The following is an 18711-nucleotide window of genomic DNA, read 5'->3' as shown; positions in this document are numbered from 1 at the left end:
GAGCGTGGCGAGAACCGCAACCAGAACTACCTGCTCGGCCCGGGCTTCGACCTGGCCCTGCCCGGCTTCGACTACTTCCAGCTGAACTTCTACTACCGCAAACCCGACGGCATCACCAAGAACCCGTCCGGCCAGTGGCAGGTCACTCCGGTGTGGTCCTACACCGTGCCGGTGGGCAAGTCCGACATCCTCATCGACGGCTTCATGGACTGGGTCTGGAACAACAAGGACGCCACCACCAACCGCCCCAACGACCTGCACGCCAACCTGCACTTCAACCCGCAGATCAAGTACGACCTGGGCAAGGCCCTGGACCTGGGCGCCAAGCAGCTCTACGTGGGTGTCGAGTACGACTACTGGAGCAACAAGTACGGCATCGACGACAACAGCTTCCTGGGTGATAAGATCCTCGGCGGCACCGACCAGAACACCGCCAGCCTGCTGGTCAAGGTGCACTTCTGATCCATCCGCGCGCCGGCGTCCTGCCGGCGCGCCTCGGGTCCCGGCACCCGCCCTCTCTGCTCTTCACCTCCCCACCACATTCCCCACGCACACCCGCCGGCCCGTCCAGGGCACGGATTCGGCACGGCCGCACCTCGGGCAGCACAGGGCCGCCGCCTGGCACGCGGAGTCAGTCAGTACGAAGAGAAAGGGGTAACGCGGGCGGGCAGGCAGAGCGCCCTCCCCTGTCCAGGGAGGGCGCCCGGGTCAGGCGCGGGCCGATGCAGAGGCGGTGATGCCCTGCACACTCTGGCCACGGTCACGGCTGAACTGCGGGATCAGCGAGCCGATCACCATGCCCAGCAGGCTCATCAGCAGGCCGGCCAGTTGCGGCGGCCAGAAGTCGGTTTCCTGGTAGGTCAGCTCCAGGGACACCCAGCTCAGCAGGCCGAAGGCAATGGCGAACAGCGCGCCCTGGGTGGTCGCCCGCTTCCAGAACAGCCCGGCGAACAGCGGCACCACGGCGGCCACCAGGGTGACCTTGTAGGCGTTGCCGACCATCTCGTAGATGCTGGCGTTGGAGTTCAGCGCGAACACCGAGGTGGCGATGGTCATCAGCACCACGCTCACGCGCATGGCCAGCAGGAACTGGCGGTCGCTCATGGCCGGCACGAAGTTCTTCAGGATGTTCTCGGTGAAGGTCACCGACGGCGCCAGCAGGGTGCCGGAAGCGGTGGACATGATCGCCGACAGCAGCGCGCCGAAGAACATCACCTGGGCGAACAGTGGGGTCCGCTCCATGATCAGGTGCGGCAGGATCATCTGCGAATCCTCGGCGAGCCACTTCTGCACCATCGCCGGATCGATCAGCGAGGCCGCATAGGTGAGGAAGATCGGCAGCATGCAGAACGACAGGTAGAACACCGCGCCGGCCATGGAGGCGCGGGCGGCGATGTTCTCGGTCTTGGCCGACATGACGCGAGCGTAGACGTCCTGCTGCGGGATGGAACCCAGCATCAGGGTCACCGCCGCCGCGATGAAGGCCACGATGTCCCGTGGCTCGAAGCCGTGGATGAAGGTGAACTTGCCCTCGGCTGCGGCGTGGCTGATGACCACATCGGCACCGCCGGCCATGCCGCCGATCAGCCAGGTCAGGTACACCAGGCCGACCACGATGATGATCATCTGCATGAAGTCGGTCAGCGCCACCGACCACATGCCGCCGAACAGGGTGTAGAGCAGCACGATACCGGTGCCGATCAGCATGCCCTGGGTGGTGCTGATGGAGCCGTCGGAGAGCACGTTGAACACCACGCCCAGGGCGGTCAGCTGCGCCGCCACCCAGCCCAGGTAAGAGCCGATGATCACCAGGCTGGTGAAGATCTCGACGTGCGGGCCGTAGCGCTTGCGGAAGAAGTCGCCGATGGTCAGCAGGTTCATGCGGTACAGCGGACGCGCGAAGATCAGGCCCACCAGCATCAGGCAGCCGAAGGAACCGAACGGGTCCTCGATGATGCCGGCGAAGCCTTCCTCGATGAAGGTGGCGGGGATGCCCAGCAGGGCCTCGGAGCCGAACCAGGTGGCGAACACCATCGCCGCGACCAGGGGGAAGGACATGCTCCTGCCGCCGGCGGCGAAATCCTTGGAGTTCTTGACGCGAGTGGATGCGTAGAAGCCGACACCGACGGTGATCAGCAGGTAGACCGCAACAAACCAGATCAGCATGGGATGAATACCAGTGGCTCGCCCGTCATCCGGCGTGGGCTGGGCCCGCTAGGCCGCCGGGACTGACAGAATTTTTGTTTTCGTGGCGCGTCACGACCGGCGAGTGCTCCCCCTGAAGGCGCAGGCCTTGCCGGGGTCGTGGCCACCTGCCGCAACGGGCGAGCAGTCTGCCAAACCCGTCAAATATGTCAAACAGATACGCGCCCGGTGATCGCAAAAAGCGACAAACGATAGTCGTAGGCGCGACACAAGCAATTGATAAATCAGGAGTTTGTCAGACAATCTGGCGGGCGACGTTGCGTATATTTCACAGCCCCGTTTCATAACCAGAACAAGCGGCAGGTTCACGGCGCTCTGCTAGCATCCTCGGGTCACGCCCATGGAGCCCGGCATGCACCCGCTCACCCCCGACCAGACCCGCGCCTACCTCGCCCACCTCGGCCTCCCCGCACCGCTACGCCTGGATCGGGAGGCCCTGGATGCCCTGATCGCCGCGCACCTGGCGCGGGTGGCCTTCGAGAACCTCGACGTGCTGCTGGCACGGCCCATCCACATCGACGCCGAGCGGGTCTTCGCCAAGGTGGTGGAACGCGGCCGGGGTGGCTACTGCTTCGAACTCAACGGCCTGTTCGGCCGGCTGCTGATGAGCCTGGGCTTCCGCGTCACGCCGCTGGTGGCACGGGTGCGCTGGGGGCTGCCCGCCGAGGCGCCGCTGACCCTCACCTCGCACCTGATGCTGCGCATCGACCTGGCCGACGGCGCCTACCTCGCCGATGTCGGCTTCGGCTCCGCCAACCCGACCCGCGCCCTGCCCCTGGAAGGCCGCGAGGGCCTGGGCGACCTGCCCTTCCGGCTGCTGCCGCCGAGCGAAACGCAGGGCGACTTCCACCTGGAGACCCGCATCGGCGAGGCCTGGCTGCCGGTCTACCACTTCGACCTGCAGCCCCAGCCCTGGATCGATTACACCCCGCGCAACTGGTACACCTCCACCCACCCGGACAGCCTGTTCTGCCAGATGCTGGTGGCCGCCCGCACCGAGCACGGACAGCGCCTGACCCTGCGCAACGGCCTGTTCACCCGCCGCACGCCCGATGGCCAGGCACACCAACGCACCCTCACCGACCCGGACGCGGTGCTGGAGGTGCTGCAGCACGAATTCCGCCTGGCCCTGCGTGACGATGACCTGGCCGCCCTGCGCCAGCGCCTGGCAGCCCTGCTGGCGGCTACGCCGGGCTGAAGTGCCCCATGAAGATCACTTCCTGGATCTCCCGCAGGTAGGGCTGGAAGCGCAGGTCCCGCTCGCTGAAGGCCCGCGCGGCAGCCAGGGCCTGCTCGTGGGAGGTCCACTCCACCAGGTCGGCGTAGACCGGCGCGCCCTCTACGGCGGCCAGGCCGCGCAGGCCAATGAAGCCGTCGAAATCCCGCAGTGCCTCGCGCACCTGTTCGCGCAGCTCCGCCACCCGCGCCTCGCGACCGGGCTTGGTGGTGAACAGCACCAGTTCCAGAACCGATGACTCTTGCATGTTGATCGCCTTCCGCTGGGTGGGACGACGCAGCCTAGAGGCCCCCTGCTGACAGCGTGCTGTCAGTGGCCGGCTCCGGCGCGCAGCGCTGGCGCATGTAGGCCTCCAGGCTCGGCGCCTCGCCTGCGGGCGCGGCAGCGGGCAGACGCGCCAGTGCCTGGATGCGGTCCACGCGGAAGTCGCGGTATTCCCCGCGCAGGTCGCACCAGGCCGCCACCGTCCACTTGCCCACCCAGTAGAACAACCCCACCGGCTGGATCACCCGCTGGGAGGCGCGCTCGTCCAGGCTCAGGTACTCGATGCGCAGCGCCGCACGGTCGCGGATCGCCCGGCGCAGCGCATCCCAGTGGCGCATCTGCTCCTGGGTGAAGGGGCTGACGAAGGCCCGCACCGGCGCCGCCTGCGGGTCCAGCCCGTGGGCCGGCACCGCCGCCTGGATCTTGCTCAGCAACGAGCGCGCTGCCCCGGCCATCTCCGCACCCACCGTGCGCGACAGCAGCTCGACGCCCAGCAGCAGCGCGTCCAGCTCATCGGCATTGAGCGCCAGGGGCGGCAGCTCGAAGTGCTCGTCCAGCGCATAGCCCACGCCGGCCTCGCCGTAGATCGGGATGCCGCTCAGGGACAGATCGTCCACGTAGCGGTAGATGGTCCGCACCGACACGCCCAGGCGCTCCGCCAGGCGTCGGGCGCTGATGGGCTGGTGGGCACGGATCAGGTTCACCACCTGGAACAGGCGATCGGCCTTGCGCATGACAGGGGTCGTCGTGAAAGGGAAACCGGCGGGCATTTGCGCACAGCATCCGTTGAAAAACCAGCGCCGCCGGGCCACCACCTGCCGGGAACGCCACCGCCCCCGCAGAAATGTCCCGCCTGGCCCTCTATGCTGCGAGGCGCCGCCAACCGGGGAATGCCCATGTCCAGCAAGACGGAAATCATCCAGCAGTTCATCGCCTCCGGCGAAGCCGACTTCGCCGCCGCCAACAGCTCCAACGCCTACTACTGCAGCCACCACCCAAGCATCACCCCGCTGGTGAAGAAGCCGCCGAAGGAGCTCGATGACGCCACCCTGCAGGCCTTCTACTACTACCTGCTGTTGAACGGCGGCACACCGCCCGTCGAGAGCCAGCGCCACCTCGACCTGATCGCCGCCGCAGCGACGGACGCGGCCCGTGTGCTGGCCGAACACGGCTACCCGCGCTGCCGCCTCAAACGCTGGGAGATGGTCCTGCTGTTCGGCGGCGAGATGACCCTGGAGGCCCACGCCCGCCGCCTGGCCCTGCTCGCCCAGGTGGGTCGTTTCGCCCACCAGCCCGGCATGCTGGCCAAGGCCACCAAGCTCAGGGCCGAATTCGGCGAGGACGCCTGGCTGCACAGCGAAATCACCCGCGTGCTGCAGGCGGTGCCGTTCGCCCGGCTGGCCTTCGACCGCGACAACCTGGATTTCAGCCTCGCCTTCATCGGCGTGCTGTTCATCTTCCTGCTCGGGGCCGACGACGCCGACCAGCGCCTGCTGTTCGCCTGGTTCAAGCAGGCCACCGACGCCCTGCAGGACATCCCCCACTACAAGACCCGCGACGAACAGGTGCGCAGCCTGGTCTGGGTGCTGTTCCGCTTCGCCGACGCCGCAAAGGCCAACGGCCTGGTCCAGGCCCTGCTCGCGGAATACGGCGAAACCTGGTGCCGCGAATACAGCGCCTGACGGAAAAACCACCAGCCGCCTGAACCCCGCGGACGGCCGGGGCCGCAGCGATCCGCCCCAATGTTATCCACAGCTTGCCCCACAGAAATTGTGGGCAGTGGTACACCGCACGAACGCTCGGATCACCGTCGGAAGGAGGGCCCTGGTTTATGCTGGCGACCTTTCAATCCTCCTGTGGTTACCCGACATGGAAGTTTCCCGCACCCGAATGCTGCTCTTGCGCGGCATTGCCTTCACCCTCGACATCGTCCTGATCGCCGGCCTGGTCGCACTCCTCTATCTGCCGACCAGGCAGGTGCTCGCCGCCATACTGCCGGCGGCTCTGTACTTCCCGCTGTGCGAATGGCTGCTGCGCGGCTTCACCCCAGGGAAATGGATTTGCCGTATTCGAGTGATTGCCCCGAATGGCGAACCGCCTCACCTCACCCAGGTGCTGATTCGCAGCGCTTTCCGTCTGGTAGAAACCAACCCCTTCCTGCTGGGCGGCCTACCAGCTGCTGTCGTCTTCATCTGGTCCCGCCAGGCGCAGCGGATGGGCGATATGTGGGCCTTCACCTTCGTCATCCCGGTCAGCGACCTCGCGAGGATTCGCCAACGCATCGCCGAGATGGAAGACGCGCCTTCACCGCAACCGGAAAGCTGAGACCCGACCATGAGCGAACCCCAAGGCTTCACCCCCGAGACCCGCGCCCAGCTGGTGGCCCTCAAGGGCGTCGGCCCCACCGTGGTCAGCCGCCTGGAACAGATCGGCTTCCGCGACTTGGCGCAACTGGCCCGCTGCGAAGCCGCCGACCTGACCCTGCAGATCGCCCGGATGATGGGCTCCACCTGCTGGCACAACAGCCCCCAGGCCCGCGCCGCCATCCAGGCCATCATCGACTTCGCCCGCAGCCAATCCCCAACGGATTGACGAAAGCGTCGCCCCGTAGGATGCGGTGAGCTACGCGAACCGCATCAAGCCCCAACTCCGCGCCATGCCAGCGATGGGCTTCGCACAGCTCAGCCCATCCTACGGGCCGCACCGCCACCCCACTGTCATCGACGATTGGCTGGCAAAAAAGCGAACAACGCCCAGCAGGCCAAGCTTGGCGGGCATTGCCAGCGCTTCTCCCAACGTTATCCACAGCCCCACCCACAGATTCTGTGGGCACTCCAAGGCTGAACTGACCATGCCAAGCGCACGTGCCAACGTAAAACGCCTCGCGCCGAGGAAGAAACGTCCGAAACCGTCCGCGCAACCTTGTTCGCCGCCGCCACGCTCCCTAACTTCGCCCGGTCGCGGTCAATCCCGCGACCGGGCTTGACGACCTGAACCATGCGCGCATGCGTTTGATACGCACGCGACGAACTGCCGTTAACAGACAACGGCACTGCATTCACTTGCTGGTTACGGGTAGAGACGATGCCTGACGTACATGTTCCCTTCACCTTCATCCGCCACAAGCGCCCCCTACGCGGGGTGATGATCGACAACCAACCCTGGTTCTCCACCTACGATTTCGCTCGCCTGCTAGGGCTGCATCATCCTCAAGCTTTACATCGGCGCCTGCGCCCCTTCGAGACACGGACCACTCGTTTCGTCTATGCCACTGGCAACGAAGAGGACGTTCATCTCCTCAACGAAGCCGGCCTCTACAAGACCCTCATTCGCTTCGGTCATCCGGAATGTCTTTACCTTGATGAATGGCTGACCCGCGAAGTCATCCCCACGTTGCGTGACCAAGTGGCAACCAGCACCTACACGCCTCGCCGTGTCGTGATCGGCTGGCAGAACCAGAGGCTGTCGTTGCTGGAGTGGCAGGGCGAATTGTGGATGCCTTGGGAAAAAGTGCCCCGCTACATAGGCACCTGACCCCCTGCACGATTCACGTATCGATGAGCCCATGCACAACACCCAGTCCGCCAGTCATGGGCTGCACCCGTAGGATGCGGTGAGCTACGCGAACCGCATCAAACCCCACCTCCGCGCCACGCCAGCGATGGGCTTCGCATAGCTCAGCCCGTCCTACGGGCGTTGCGTCTTTTGCGGTGGAAAGGTCCGACTTCACTGGCCTGGCCTTGTCGACAGGGGGGACGGTCCCTAGGGTCTGCGTTCCCTCCTGGCACGGATGCCTGCCCATGACTGCCTACCGACGCGACCTCACGCCGGGCTCGAACTGGTTCTTCACCGTCAACCTCGCCGACCGCCGCAGCCGCCTGCTGGTGGAGCAGATCGACCTGCTGCGCGAGAGCTTCCGCGCGGTGATGCGCCGCCACCCCTGGCGGATCGACGCCATCGTCGTGCTGCCCGACCACCTGCATGCGCTCTGTACCCTGCCGCCGGGTGATGCCGGCTGCAGGCTTCGCTGGGGCTTGATCAAGGCGCACTTCTCCCGCGCCCTGATGCCGGAGGAGCCTCTCTCGGCCAGCCGTCAAGAACGCCGGGAGCGCGGCATCTGGCAACGCCGTTTCTGGGAGCACCGCATCCGCGACGATGCCGACTTCGCCCGGCACGTGGACTACATCCACCACAACCCGCGTAAGCATGGCCACGTAGCGCGGGTGGTGGACTGGCCGTGGTCGTCCTTCCATCGCTATGTGGAGAGCGGCACGCTGCCCCGGGACTGGGCGGGCGGCGAGGACATGGCGGAGACCCGATCCGGGGAGCGCTGAAATGCCCCTTTGAATGCAAAAGCCCCGGCCATGCCGGGGCTTTTGCGTTGCACACGGGGCCCGTCAGGCGCTGGCGGGGATGCCGGCCTCGATGCGTCGCTTGCGCCGGGCATTGAGCAGCCCGAGGCAGACGATGAGGACGCTGAGCAGGGCCGTGGCCAGCACCTCCTGCCGGTGGGCGGGCATGGCCAGCATGGTGATGAGGGCGGCGCTGATGAACAGGATCACCGCCCAGGTCAGCCAGGGGTACAGCCACATGCGGAACTCCGGGGAGTCCCCGGCCTGCTGCAACTGGCGGCGCATGCGCAGCTGGGACACGGCGATGACCAGGTAGACCAACAGCGCCACCGCCCCCGAGGAGGCGAGGAGGAAGGCGAACACCTTCTCCGGCGCGAAGTAGTTCAGCACCGTGGTGAGGAAACCCACGGCGGTGCTGGCCAGGACGGCGGCACGGGGCACCTGGCTGGCGTTGGTGCGCTGCAGGCGCTCGGGCGCGTCGCCCCGGCGCGCCAGGGAGAAGACCATGCGCGAGGCGGTGTAGATCGCCGAGTTGAGGCAGCTGGCGACGGCCACCAGCACGACGAGGTCGACGATCAGCTTGGCGTGGGGGATGGCCAGCAGTTCCAGGGCGCGCTGGTAGGAGCCCACTTCGGCGAGCTGCGGGTCGTTCCACGGCACGATGGAGACGACGAGGAAGATCGACACCAGGTAGAACAGGCCGATGCGCCAGATCACCGAGCGAGTGGCGCGGGTGATCTGCCGGGCCGGGTTCTGCGACTCGGCTGCGGCGATGGTGACGATCTCGGTGCCCATGAAGCTGAACATGGTGGTGAGCAGGGCCCCGACCACGGCGCCATAGCCGTTGGGCAGGAAGCCGCCATGGGTCGCCATCAGCTGTCCCAGGCCGCTCACCTCGCGTTCCGGCAGGCCACCGGCGAGGGCCACGGCGCCCAGCACGATGAAGGCGATGATCGCCAGCACCTTGAGCAGGGCGAACCAGAACTCGAACTCGCCGTAGCGCGCCACGCTGAACAGGTTGGTGACGGTCAGCGCCAGGGTCACCAGCAAGGCGAACATCCAGGTGTCGATGGCGGGGAACCAGGCGTTGAGGATGGCCGCCGCGGCGATGGCTTCCAGCGGGATGACCAGCACCCAGAACCACCAGTAGAGCCAGCCGATGGTGAAGCCGGCCCAGCGCCCGATGGCGCGGTCGGCGTAGGTGGAGAAGGAGCCGGTGTCGGGCGAGGCGACGGCCATCTCCCCGAGCATGCGCATCACCAGCACCACCAGGGTGCCGGCGAACAGGTAGGCCAGGAGCACGGCGGGGCCGGCGGCGGCGATGGCGTGGCCGGAGCCGACGAACAGGCCGGCGCCGATCACCCCGGCGATGGAGAGCATGGTGACGTGGCGTTGCTTGAGACCGGGCGCGAGGGCCGCGGAGGTGTCGCGGGGCAGTTGCGAGGCGAGGAGCGGTGAAGAGGGCATGGGCGATTCCTTCTCTGATTGTTCTTGGTGGCGCTGCCATCTGGAAGGGCGATGACAGTCGGTTCGAGTCGAGCGCACGTGGTGCGGTTCAACAGCGGGGACGAGCGGAGCGGGACCTCTGGACGTGGGTAAAAGAAAAAGGGGCATGACCGTCACCGGTCATGCCCCTTGCCTGTACGGATCAGCCGTTGCTGGGGAACGCGAATTGCGCGGCCTCGTGGCTGGCGCGCTGCGGCCAGCGCTGGGTGATGGCCTTGCGGCGGGTGTAGAAGCGCACGCCGTCCGGGCCGTAGGCGTGCAGGTCGCCGAACAGCGAACGCTTCCAGCCGCCGAAGCTGTGGTAGCTGACCGGGACCGGCAGCGGCACGTTGACGCCGACCATGCCCACTTCGATCTCGTCGCAGAACAGGCGAGCGGCTTCACCGTCGCGGGTGAAGATGCAGGTGCCGTTGCCGTACTCGTGGTCGTTGATCAGCTGCATGGCTTCTTCCAGGCTGCCGACGCGGACGATGCAGAGCACCGGGCCGAAGATCTCTTCCTGGTAGATGCGCATGTCGGCGGTGACGTTGTCGAACAGGGTGCCGCCGACGAAGTAGCCGTCTTCATGACCGGCGACGCGGTAGCCACGGCCGTCCACCACCAGCTTGGCACCGGCAGCGACGCCGTCGTCGATGTAGCCGACCACCTTGTCGCGGGCGGCGGCGGTGACCAGCGGGCCCATGTCCAGGCCACAGGTGGTGCCGGCGCCGATCTTCAGGCCCTTGATCTGCGGAACGATCTTCTCCACCAGCGCATCGGCGATCTGGTCGCCCACGCACACGGCCACGGAGATGGCCATGCAGCGCTCGCCGCAGGAGCCGTAGGCGGCGCCCATCAGTGCGCTGACGGCGTTGTCGAGGTCGGCATCGGGCATCAGCACGGCGTGGTTCTTGGCGCCGCCCAGGGCCTGGACGCGCTTACCGCGCTTGGTGCCTTCGCTGTAGATGTATTCGGCGATGGGGGTGGAGCCGACGAAGCTGATGGCCTTCACTTCCGGCGCTTCGATCAGGCCGTCCACGGCTTCCTTGTCGCCGTTCACCACGTTCAGCACGCCCTTGGGCAGGCCGGCCTGCTCGAACAGTTCGGCGATGAACAGGGTGGAGCTGGGGTCGCGCTCGGAGGGCTTGAGGATGAAGGTGTTGCCGCAGGCGATGGCCAGCGGGTACATCCACAGCGGCACCATGGCCGGGAAGTTGAACGGGGTGATGCCGGCGACCACGCCCACCGGCTGGAAGTCGCTCCAGGCGTCGATGTTCGGGCCGACGTTGCGGCTGTACTCGCCCTTGAGGATCTCGGGGGCGGCGCAGGCGTATTCGACGTTCTCGATGCCGCGCTTGAGTTCACCGGCGGCGTCTTCGAGGGTCTTGCCGTGCTCCTGGCTGATCAGGCGGGAAATCTCGGCCTCGTTCTGCTCCAGCAGTTGCTTGAAGCGGAACAGCACCTGGGCGCGCTTGGCCGGCGGGGTGTTGCGCCAGGCGGGGAAGGCGGCCTTGGCGGCGTCGATGGCCTTCTGCAGGGTTTCGCGGCTGGCCAGGCCGACCTTGTGGATGGCTTCGCCGGTGGACGGGTTGAACACGTCGGCGGTGCGGCCTTGGTCGGCGACGCGTTCGCCGTTGATCAGGTGCGGGATGAGGCTCATGGGTGGGGTCTCTTGCAGGTTCTTGTCCGGTGGGTCCGCAGCGGGCGCTGCGGACCGTGCATTACTTGAGTTCGGTTTCCACGAAGACCACGTCGTGGTCGCTGGCGTTGATCACGTTGTGCTCGACGCCGGCCTTGCGGAAGTAGGCCTGCCCGGCCACCAGGGGGGCGAGCTTCTCGCCCTCCGGGGTTTCCAGCAGCAGGGTGCCGTCGGTCATGGGCACGACCACGTAATCGTAGCCATGCCGATGGCGACCGGTCTCGGCGCCCGGGGCGAAGCGCCACTCGGTGACGATCACCTCGGCGTTGTCCACCTGCACGGTGGGCACGGCCTGCGGGCGCCCGCTCATCAGGCGACGCCTTGCAGGGCCTGGCCGACGGCGTCGAACACGCGGTCGAGGTCTTCCGGCTTGGCGTTGAAGGTGGGTCCGAACTGCAGGGTGTCGCCGCCGAAGCGGACGTAGAAGCCAGCCTTCCACAGGGCCATGCCGGCCTCGAACGGACGGACGATGGCGTCGCCGTCACGCGGGGCGATCTGCAGGGCACCGGCCAGGCCGCAGTTGCGGATGTCGACCACATGCTTGGCACCCTTCAGGCCGTGCAGGGCCTTCTCGAAGTGCGGAGCCAGCTCGGCGGACTGCTGGATGAGGTTCTCCTTCTCCAGCACCTCCAGGGCGGCCAGGCCGGCGGCGCAGGCGACCGGGTGACCGGAGTAGGTGTAGCCGTGGGTGAACTCCACCGCGTATTCCGGGGTGGCCTGGTTCATGAAGGTCTCGTAGATCTCGCGGCTGGCGATCACCGCGCCCAGCGGGATGGCACCGTTGGTGATCTGCTTGGCGACGTTCATCAGGTCCGGGGTCACACCGAAGTACTCGGCGCCGGTCCACTTGCCCATGCGGCCGAAGCCGGTGATCACTTCGTCGAAGATCAGCAGGATGTTGTGCTGGTCGCAGATCTCGCGCAGGCGCGGCAGGTAGCCCACCGGCGGGACGATGGCCCCGGCGGAACCGGACATCGGCTCGACGATCACGGCGGCGATGTTGGAGGCGTCGTGCAGTTCGATCAGCTTGAGCAGTTCGTTGGCCAGCTCCACGCCACCGGTGGCGGCCATGCCCTTGGTGAAGGCCATGCCCGGCTGCAGGGTGTGGGGCAGGTGGTCGACGTCCATCAGCTGGCCGAACATCTTGCGGTTGCCGCCGATGCCGCCCAGGGCGGTGCCGGCGACGTTCACGCCGTGGTAGCCACGGGCACGGCCGATCAGCTTGGTCTTCTGCGGCTGGCCTTTCAGGCGCCAGTAGGCGCGGGCCATCTTGATGGCGGTGTCGGCGCACTCGGAGCCGGAACCGGTGAAGAACACGTGGTTCAGCTCACCGGGGGTCAGGCTGGCGATCTTCTCGGCCAGCTTGAAGGACAGCGGGTGGCCGAACTGGAAGCCGGGGGAGTAGTCGAGGGTGCCGAGCTGCTTGGCCACGGCTTCCTGGATTTCCTTGCGGGAGTGACCGGCGCCGCAGGTCCACAGGCCCGACAGGCTGTCGTACACGCGACGGCCCTGGTCATCGATCAGCCAGCTGCCTTCGGCGGCCACGATCAGACGGGGATCGCGCTGGAAGTTGCGGTTGGCGGAGAAGGGCATCCAGTGGGCATCCAGCTTCAGCTGGCTGGCCAGGGACGGGGTGGTGGTCTGCGGCATGTTCATTCCTGTCTGCCTCGCAATTCAGGTCATGGGTGGAACCGAGGGGTTCTTGCAGTCGACATTGCCACGGGCATAAAGTCAGGAAAATCCAACTTTTGAAAACTTCACTTCAGGGTTCACTAAACAATGAGCACCCGCCGCCCAGAGCCTCTCGGCCAGGTCAGTGACTTCGATATCCGCCTGCTGCGGATCTTCCGCAGCGTGGTCGAGTGCGGCGGTTTCTCCGCTGCGGAAACGGTGCTGGGCATCGGCCGCTCGGCCATCAGCCAGCAGATGAGCGACCTGGAGCAGCGCCTCGGCCTGCGCCTGTGCCAGCGCGGCCGGGCCGGCTTCGCGCTGACCGAGGAGGGCCGCGAGGTCTACCAGTCCACTCAGCAGCTGCTGGCCTCTCTGGAGACCTTCCGCACCGAGGTCAACGGCCTGCACCAGCACCTGCGCGGCGAGCTGAACATCGGCCTCACCGACAACCTCGTCACCCTGCCGCACATGCGCATCACCCACGCCCTGGCGCGGCTCAAGGAGCGCGGGCCGGACGTGGTGATCAACATCCGCATGACGCCCCCCAGCGAGGTGGAGCAAGGGGTGCTGGACGGCCGCGTGCACGTCGGCGTGGTGCCGCAGACGGCGGCACTGTCCGGCCTGGAATACCAGCCACTGTACGAGGAACGCTCGCTGCTCTACTGCGCGGTCGGGCACCCGCTGTTCTACGTCGACGACACCCAGCTGGACGATGCCCGCCTGAACGACCAGGAAGCCATCGCCCCCACCTTCCGCCTGCCAGCCGAGATCCAGGCCCTGTACCAGGCGCTGAACTGCACCGCCAGCGCGTCGGACCGCGAAGGCATGGCCTTCCTCATCCTCACCGGGCGCTACATCGGCTACCTGCCGGACCACTACGCCACCTTCTGGGTGCAGCAGGGCCGCCTGCGCGCGCTCAAGCCGGCGAGCCGCTTCTACGACCTCAGCCTGGCCACCGTGACCCGCAAGGGCCGGCGCCCGCACCTGGTGCTGGAGAGCTTCCTCGACGCCCTGGCCGGCACCAGCTGAAGCGCGCGGGCGACGGCGGAAGCGAGTAGGCTGGCCCCCTCATCCCAAGGAGGACCGCCCATGAGCACCCCACACTCCGCCCTGGTCATCGGGGCATCCCGCGGCATCGGCCTGGGCCTGGTGCGCCAGCTGCTCGGCGCCGGCTGGCAGGTCACCGCCACCGTGCGCGACCCGGCCCACGCCAGTGAACTGGCCGCCCTGCCCGGCGTCGAGCTGGCCACCCTTGAACTGACCCAGGCCGACAGCCAGGACGCCCTGGCCCGCCAGCTGGAAGGTCGCCGCTTCGACCTCATCCTGGTCAACGCCGGCATCTACGGCCCCGCCCATCAGTCGGCCAGCCAGGCCAGCGAAGCCGAGGTCACCCAGCTGTTCATGACCAACGCCGTCGCCCCGGTGCGCCTGGCCGAACGCCTCAAGGGCCAGCTGCGCGACGGCGGCACCCTGGCCTTCATGAGCTCCACCCTCGGCAGCGTGGCCGGCAACGACAGCGGCGGCCTGGCGCTCTACCGCGCCAGCAAGGCCGCGCTCAACTCCCTCACCCGCAGCCTGCTGGCGGAATGGCAGGGCCCGCGCCCCACCGTGCTCAACCTGCACCCGGGCTGGGTGAAGACCGACATGGGCGGCGACTCCGCCGACATCGACGTGGAAACCAGCACCGCCGGCCTCCTGCGCCAGATCGAAGCCCACGCCGGTCGCGGCGGCCAGCATTACCTCGACTACAAGGGCCAGGCCCTGCCCTGGTGACGCACCAGCAGGCGGCGCGGCGACACCGCCGTGCACCATCCGCGCTCGCGGGCGCCGCCGCCCGCCTGCACCAACCGGCCTGGCACGGGGCTTTGCGCGCTGCCTGTCCAGTTGGTCAATTTTTTGCAATCGCCTGGTCAGCCCACAGGGCACAGCACAGAACAACAGACCAGGAGCCCCATCCCCCATGTTCCATTCCAAGAAGAACCTGCTGCGCACCCTCGTCGCCGCCATCGGCTTCAGCGCCACCCTCGGCGCCTCCGCCGCCGACCCGCTGAAGGTCGGCTTCGTCTACGTCGGCCCCATCGGCGACCACGGCTGGACCTACCAGCACGAGGAAGGCCGCAAGGCCCTGGTGGCCAAGCTGGGCGACAAGGTGGAGACCACCTACGTGGAAAACGTCGCCGAGGGCGCCGACGCCGAGCGGGTCATCCGCAACATGGCCAAGGGCGGCTACGACCTGATCTTCACCACCTCCTTCGGCTACATGAACCCCACTGCCAAGGTGGCCAAGCAGTTCCCCAAGGTCACCTTCGAGCACGCCACCGGCTACAAGCAGGACAAGAACCTCGGCACCTACCTGTCGCGCTCCTATGAAGGCCGCTACGTCGGCGGCTTCCTCGCCGCGAAGATGACCAAGAGCCACAAGATCGGCTACATCGCCTCCTTCCCCATCCCCGAGGTGATCCGCGACATCAACGCCATCCAGCTGGCGCTGAACAAGTACGACCCGCAGGCCGAGATCAAGGTGGTCTGGGTCAACTCCTGGTTCGATCCGGGCAAGGAAGCCGACGCCGCCAACGCGCTGATCGACCAGGGCGTGGACGTGGTCTTCCAGCACACCGACAGCCCGGCGCCGATCCAGGCCGCCGAGCGCCGTGGCGTGTACTCCGTGGGCTACGCCTCGGACATGGCGCACTTCGGGCCCAAGGCCGTGCTCACCTCCATCGTCAACAACTGGGGGCCGCACTACATCCAGGCCGCCGAAGGCGTGATGGCCGGCACCTGGAAGTCCCAGGACTACTGGGGCGGCCTGGCCGAGGACACCATCCAGCTGCCCATCAGCGACCTGGTGCCGGCCGACGTGAAGGCCGAGGCGGAGAAAATCATCGCCCGCATCAAGAGCGGCGAGTTCCACCCCTTCACCGGCCCGATCAAGGACCAGAGCGGCGCCCTCAAGCTGGCCGACGGCGTGGTCGCCACCAACGCCGACCTGGCGGGCATGAACTACTACGTCGAAGGCATCAAGGCGGAACTGCCGAAGTAAGCCCCGCCCTCTCCCCGTGCGCGAGGAGAGGGTGCTGACCCGCATACCCGAAGGACACCCCGATGAACACGCTTCCCCTCATCGACATCGCCCCGCTCTACGGCACAGACAATGCAGCCTGGCGCGATGTCGCCACCCAGATCGACGCCGCCTGCCGCGACTGGGGCTTCTTCTACATCACCGGACACGGCATCCCGCCCGAGCGCATCGACGCGCTGCTGGCAGCGGCCAAGGCCTTCTTCGCCCTGCCCGAGGCCGAGAAGCTGAAGATCGACATCACCCGCACCGCCCACCACCGCGGCTACGGCGCCATCGCCACCGAACAGCTCGACCCGACCCAGCCCAGCGACCTGAAGGAAACCTTCGACATGGGCTTCCACATGGCCGCCGACCACCCCGAGGTGCTGGCCGGCAAGCCCCTGCGCGGGCCCAACCGCCACCCCGACCTGCCCGGCTGGGCGCCGCTCATGGAGCAGCACTACGCCGACATGCAGGCCCTGGCGCAGACCCTGCTGCGGGCCATCGCCCTGGCCCTGGGCATCGAGCGCGACTTCTTCGATGCGCGCTTCGCCGAGCCCATCAGCGTGTTCCGCATGATCCACTACCCGCCGCGCCACACCGCCCGCAGCGCCGACCAGCCGGGCGCCGGCGCCCACACCGACTACGGCTGCGTCACCCTCCTCTACCAGGACGACGCCGGCGGCCTGCAGGTGCGCAACGTCCACGGGGAGTGGATCGACGCGCCACCGATCCCCGGCAGCTTCGTGGTCAACATCGGCGACATGATGGCGCGCTGGAGCAACGACCGTTACACCTCCACCCCGCACCGGGTCATCAGCCCGCTGGGGGTGCACCGCTACTCCATGCCCTTCTTCGCCGAACCGCACCCGGACACCGAGATCAGCTGCCTGCCCAACTGCTCCAGCGCCGACAACCCGCCGAAGTACCCACCGGTGACCAGCGCCGAGTACCTGCTCTCGCGCTTTGCCGACACCTACGCCTACCGACGGGAGGAAACGGCCTGACCAGTGGCCGGCCCTCGGCGGAACAGGGCCATTCGTCAGGGGCCGTGCCGCGCGGCCCGGGTGTTCGGGCGCGGGTACGGCGAAAACCTGTCCGGGAAGTTAAACTTGCCCGCCACACCCCCGCCTGATCACGAGAAAACACCATGTACGACTGGCTCAACGCCCTGCCCAAGGCCGAACTGCACCTGCACCTGGAGGGTTCCCTGGAGCCCGAGCTGCTGTTCGCCCTGGCCGAACGCAACAAGGTCGCCCTGCCCTGGGGCGACGTGGAGAGCCTGCGCAGCGCCTACGCCTTCAACAACCTGCAGGAGTTCCTCGACCTGTACTACCAGGGCGCCGACGTGCTGCGCACCGAGCAGGACTTCTACGATCTGACCTGGGCCTACCTGCAGCGCTGCAAGGCGCAGAACGTGATCCACACCGAGCCCTTCTTCGACCCGCAGACCCACACCGATCGCGGCATCCCCTTCGAAGTGGTGCTGAACGGCATCCGCCACGCCCTGGACGACGGCCGCAAGCAGCTCGGCATCAGCTCCGGGCTGATCCTCAGCTTCCTGCGCCACCTCTCCGAGGACGAAGCGCAGAAGACCCTCGACCAGGCCCTGCCCTTCCGTGACGCCTTCGTCGCCGTGGGCCTGGACAGCTCCGAGCAAGGCCACCCGCCGAGCAAGTTCCAGCGCGTGTTCGACCGCGCCCGCGCCGAAGGCTTCCTCACCGTCGCCCACGCCGGCGAGGAAGGCCCGCCGGAATACATCTGGGAAGCCCTGGACCTGCTGAAGATCCAGCGCATCGACCACGGCGTGCGCGCCATCGAGGACGAGCGCCTGATGCAGCGCATCATCGACGAGCAGATCCCGCTGACCGTCTGCCCGCTGTCCAACACCAAGCTGTGCGTGTTCGACCACATGAGCCAGCACAACATCCTCGACATGCTCGAACGCGGCGTGAAGGTCACGGTGAACTCCGACGACCCGGCCTACTTCGGCGGCTACGTCACCGAGAACTTCTTCGCCCTGCACGAACACCTGGGCATGACCCAGGACCAGGCCCAGCGCCTGGCGCAGAACAGCCTGGATGCACGGCTGGTGAAGTGAACGAAAAGGGCCGCGATGCGGCCCTTCTTGCGGGTGGACATGGCAGAGCGGTGGGCTGAAGCCCACCCTACGGGGCGGCGGTGACACAGGCTCGCGTAGGGGGGATGACGCCCTTTTCATCCACCGATTCCTGGCGCATGGGGCCTGGGGATAGCACCGCTCCCAGGCTAAAGCCCGGGCTACATGGCTGGCTTCGTCCTGGCTGGCGGCGGAATGAAAAAGCCCCGGCATGGCCGGGGCTTTTCGGGTCGCGGGGCGATCAGGACGACAGGTAGGAGGAGCGGGTCAGGCCCAAGCGCAGGGCGTCCACGTAGTGGGTGCGCTCGCGGGGGCTGAGCTTGGCGCTGGCCACCTTGTCGCGGTAGAGGGCCATCAGTTCCTCGGGGGACAGGTGCACGTAGCGCAGCATGTCCTCGATGGTGTCGTGGGTCTCGATGCCGGCGTGGTACACGCTGCCGTCTTCGCGCTGGTAGACGTTCACCGAGTCGGTGTCGCCGAACAGGTTGTGCATGTCGCCGAGGATCTCCTGGTAGGCGCCCACCAGGAACACGCCCAGGAGGTAGTCCTCGCCTTCGCGCACGTCGTGCACCGGCATGCTGGTCTCGATGCTCTGCTCGTCGACGTACTGCTTGATCTTGC

General features: G+C 67.1%; 18 protein-coding genes and 2 pseudogenes. 12 read left to right on the top strand and 8 right to left on the bottom strand.

Translation table 11 applies throughout. The features are described from left to right. Window positions 1–462 (top strand): annotated as a pseudogene (locus BM198_RS28725) (outer membrane protein OmpK); the annotation flags it as partial. A gap of 246 nt (window positions 463–708) precedes the next feature. Here the strand turns inward: BM198_RS28725 and BM198_RS28720 are convergent. Beyond that, window positions 709–2166 carry a high affinity choline transporter 1 gene (locus tag BM198_RS28720; RefSeq protein WP_044412932.1) on the bottom strand — a complete coding sequence of 486 codons (1458 nt, stop codon included), beginning with the start codon at window positions 2164–2166 and terminating at the stop codon, window positions 709–711. A 391-nt stretch (window positions 2167–2557) separates the two neighbouring features. Between BM198_RS28720 and BM198_RS28715 the strand changes: the two genes are divergently transcribed. After that, the gene (locus BM198_RS28715; protein ID WP_074974214.1) at window positions 2558–3403 is read left to right on the top strand and encodes an arylamine N-acetyltransferase family protein; all 846 of its coding nucleotides are present in this window, start codon (window positions 2558–2560) and stop codon (window positions 3401–3403) included. On the opposite strand, the gene BM198_RS28710 is transcribed toward BM198_RS28715, so the two are convergent. Further along, complete coding sequence (locus BM198_RS28710) at window positions 3390–3689, bottom strand: antibiotic biosynthesis monooxygenase family protein (protein ID WP_074974212.1); 300 nt, start codon at window positions 3687–3689, stop codon at window positions 3390–3392. The two genes, BM198_RS28715 and BM198_RS28710, sit on opposite strands and share 14 nt — an antisense overlap. A gap of 34 nt (window positions 3690–3723) precedes the next feature. Beyond that, complete coding sequence (locus BM198_RS28705; RefSeq protein WP_069563186.1) at window positions 3724–4440, bottom strand: helix-turn-helix transcriptional regulator; 717 nt, start codon at window positions 4438–4440, stop codon at window positions 3724–3726. A 162-nt stretch (window positions 4441–4602) separates the two neighbouring features. On the opposite strand from BM198_RS28705, the gene BM198_RS28700 reads away from it, so the two are divergent. The 5 genes from BM198_RS28700 (at window position 4603) to BM198_RS28680 (ending at window position 8040) form a co-directional block, all read left to right on the top strand. Next, window positions 4603–5388 carry a hypothetical protein gene (locus BM198_RS28700; protein ID WP_074974211.1) on the top strand — a complete coding sequence of 262 codons (786 nt, stop codon included), beginning with the start codon at window positions 4603–4605 and terminating at the stop codon, window positions 5386–5388. A gap of 187 nt (window positions 5389–5575) precedes the next feature. Beyond that, window positions 5576–6031 carry an RDD family protein gene (locus BM198_RS28695; RefSeq protein ID WP_074974216.1) on the top strand — a complete coding sequence of 152 codons (456 nt, stop codon included), beginning with the start codon at window positions 5576–5578 and terminating at the stop codon, window positions 6029–6031. Between the two features lie 9 nt (window positions 6032–6040). Continuing rightward, window positions 6041–6298, top strand: coding sequence for a Pathogenicity locus (locus BM198_RS28690; protein ID WP_074974209.1), 258 nt, complete (start codon window positions 6041–6043; stop codon window positions 6296–6298). 492 nt (window positions 6299–6790) lie between these two features. Further along, window positions 6791–7240, top strand: coding sequence for a BRO-N domain-containing protein (locus tag BM198_RS28685; RefSeq protein WP_074974207.1), 450 nt, complete (start codon window positions 6791–6793; stop codon window positions 7238–7240). 266 nt (window positions 7241–7506) lie between these two features. Then, a complete protein-coding gene (locus BM198_RS28680) occupies window positions 7507–8040 on the top strand; it encodes an REP-associated tyrosine transposase (RefSeq protein ID WP_074974205.1) in 534 nt (177 codons plus the stop codon). A gap of 63 nt (window positions 8041–8103) precedes the next feature. On the opposite strand, the gene gabP is transcribed toward BM198_RS28680, so the two are convergent. The 4 genes from gabP to BM198_RS28660 form a co-directional block, all read right to left on the bottom strand. Beyond that, window positions 8104–9525, bottom strand: coding sequence for a GABA permease (gabP, locus tag BM198_RS28675; RefSeq protein WP_044412957.1), 1422 nt, complete (start codon window positions 9523–9525; stop codon window positions 8104–8106). A 181-nt stretch (window positions 9526–9706) separates the two neighbouring features. Next, window positions 9707–11203: a CoA-acylating methylmalonate-semialdehyde dehydrogenase gene (locus tag BM198_RS28670; protein ID WP_044412960.1), complete on the bottom strand. Its 1497-nt coding sequence runs from the start codon at window positions 11201–11203 to the stop codon at window positions 9707–9709. A 61-nt stretch (window positions 11204–11264) separates the two neighbouring features. Continuing rightward, window positions 11265–11552 carry a cupin domain-containing protein gene (locus BM198_RS28665; protein WP_044412962.1) on the bottom strand — a complete coding sequence of 96 codons (288 nt, stop codon included), beginning with the start codon at window positions 11550–11552 and terminating at the stop codon, window positions 11265–11267. Then, window positions 11552–12898, bottom strand: a complete 1347-nt coding sequence (locus BM198_RS28660; protein WP_044412965.1) for an omega-aminotransferase AptA — start codon at window positions 12896–12898, stop codon at window positions 11552–11554. Before BM198_RS28660 ends, BM198_RS28665 begins: the two co-directional genes overlap by 1 nt. Before the next feature lie 123 nt (window positions 12899–13021). Between BM198_RS28660 and BM198_RS28655 the strand changes: the two genes are divergently transcribed. The 5 genes from BM198_RS28655 to BM198_RS28635 all read left to right on the top strand — a co-directional run bounded on the left by BM198_RS28655 (window position 13022) and on the right by BM198_RS28635 (window position 18072). Further along, window positions 13022–13942, top strand: coding sequence for a LysR family transcriptional regulator (locus tag BM198_RS28655; protein ID WP_044412968.1), 921 nt, complete (start codon window positions 13022–13024; stop codon window positions 13940–13942). 60 nt (window positions 13943–14002) lie between these two features. Next, window positions 14003–14686: an SDR family oxidoreductase gene (locus BM198_RS28650; RefSeq protein ID WP_074974203.1), complete on the top strand. Its 684-nt coding sequence runs from the start codon at window positions 14003–14005 to the stop codon at window positions 14684–14686. 187 nt (window positions 14687–14873) lie between these two features. Beyond that, entirely contained in the window at window positions 14874–15953 is a 1080-nt protein-coding gene (locus BM198_RS28645; protein WP_074974201.1) for a BMP family ABC transporter substrate-binding protein, read from the top strand. Between the two features lie 62 nt (window positions 15954–16015). Next, window positions 16016–16978, top strand: a complete 963-nt coding sequence (locus BM198_RS28640) for a 2-oxoglutarate and iron-dependent oxygenase domain-containing protein (protein ID WP_044412977.1) — start codon at window positions 16016–16018, stop codon at window positions 16976–16978. Window positions 16979–17121: 143 nt separating this feature from the next. Further along, window positions 17122–18072, top strand: a complete 951-nt coding sequence (locus BM198_RS28635) for an adenosine deaminase (protein WP_044412980.1) — start codon at window positions 17122–17124, stop codon at window positions 18070–18072. A gap of 259 nt (window positions 18073–18331) precedes the next feature. On the opposite strand, the pseudogene BM198_RS28630 reads toward BM198_RS28635, so the two are convergent. Further along, window positions 18332–18711 (bottom strand): annotated as a pseudogene (locus tag BM198_RS28630) (arginine decarboxylase); the annotation flags it as partial.

This window comes from Metapseudomonas otitidis (assembly GCF_900111835.1).
In the GTDB taxonomy this organism is placed as follows: Bacteria; Pseudomonadota; Gammaproteobacteria; order Pseudomonadales; family Pseudomonadaceae; genus Metapseudomonas; species Metapseudomonas otitidis.
Note: the sequence above shows the minus strand (reverse complement) of the source record. Positions and strands in the feature narration are given on the sequence as shown.

Excerpts from the sequence above, each read along its gene's own strand:
- BM198_RS28720 (WP_044412932.1), bottom strand. The coding sequence starts at position 2,166 with ATGCTGATCTGGTTTGTTGCGGTCTACCTGCTGATCACCGTCGGTGTC.
- BM198_RS28715 (WP_074974214.1), top strand. The coding sequence starts at position 2,558 with ATGCACCCGCTCACCCCCGACCAGACCCGCGCCTACCTCGCCCACCTC.
- BM198_RS28710 (WP_074974212.1), bottom strand. The coding sequence starts at position 3,689 with ATGCAAGAGTCATCGGTTCTGGAACTGGTGCTGTTCACCACCAAGCCC.
- BM198_RS28705 (WP_069563186.1), bottom strand. The coding sequence starts at position 4,440 with ATGCGCAAGGCCGATCGCCTGTTCCAGGTGGTGAACCTGATCCGTGCC.
- BM198_RS28700 (WP_074974211.1), top strand. The coding sequence starts at position 4,603 with ATGTCCAGCAAGACGGAAATCATCCAGCAGTTCATCGCCTCCGGCGAA.
- BM198_RS28695 (WP_074974216.1), top strand. The coding sequence starts at position 5,576 with ATGGAAGTTTCCCGCACCCGAATGCTGCTCTTGCGCGGCATTGCCTTC.
- BM198_RS28690 (WP_074974209.1), top strand. The coding sequence starts at position 6,041 with ATGAGCGAACCCCAAGGCTTCACCCCCGAGACCCGCGCCCAGCTGGTG.
- BM198_RS28685 (WP_074974207.1), top strand. The coding sequence starts at position 6,791 with ATGCCTGACGTACATGTTCCCTTCACCTTCATCCGCCACAAGCGCCCC.
- BM198_RS28680 (WP_074974205.1), top strand. The coding sequence starts at position 7,507 with ATGACTGCCTACCGACGCGACCTCACGCCGGGCTCGAACTGGTTCTTC.
- gabP (WP_044412957.1), bottom strand. The coding sequence starts at position 9,525 with ATGCCCTCTTCACCGCTCCTCGCCTCGCAACTGCCCCGCGACACCTCC.
- BM198_RS28670 (WP_044412960.1), bottom strand. The coding sequence starts at position 11,203 with ATGAGCCTCATCCCGCACCTGATCAACGGCGAACGCGTCGCCGACCAA.
- BM198_RS28665 (WP_044412962.1), bottom strand. The coding sequence starts at position 11,552 with ATGAGCGGGCGCCCGCAGGCCGTGCCCACCGTGCAGGTGGACAACGCC.
- BM198_RS28660 (WP_044412965.1), bottom strand. The coding sequence starts at position 12,898 with ATGAACATGCCGCAGACCACCACCCCGTCCCTGGCCAGCCAGCTGAAG.
- BM198_RS28655 (WP_044412968.1), top strand. The coding sequence starts at position 13,022 with ATGAGCACCCGCCGCCCAGAGCCTCTCGGCCAGGTCAGTGACTTCGAT.
- BM198_RS28650 (WP_074974203.1), top strand. The coding sequence starts at position 14,003 with ATGAGCACCCCACACTCCGCCCTGGTCATCGGGGCATCCCGCGGCATC.
- BM198_RS28645 (WP_074974201.1), top strand. The coding sequence starts at position 14,874 with ATGTTCCATTCCAAGAAGAACCTGCTGCGCACCCTCGTCGCCGCCATC.
- BM198_RS28640 (WP_044412977.1), top strand. The coding sequence starts at position 16,016 with ATGAACACGCTTCCCCTCATCGACATCGCCCCGCTCTACGGCACAGAC.
- BM198_RS28635 (WP_044412980.1), top strand. The coding sequence starts at position 17,122 with ATGTACGACTGGCTCAACGCCCTGCCCAAGGCCGAACTGCACCTGCAC.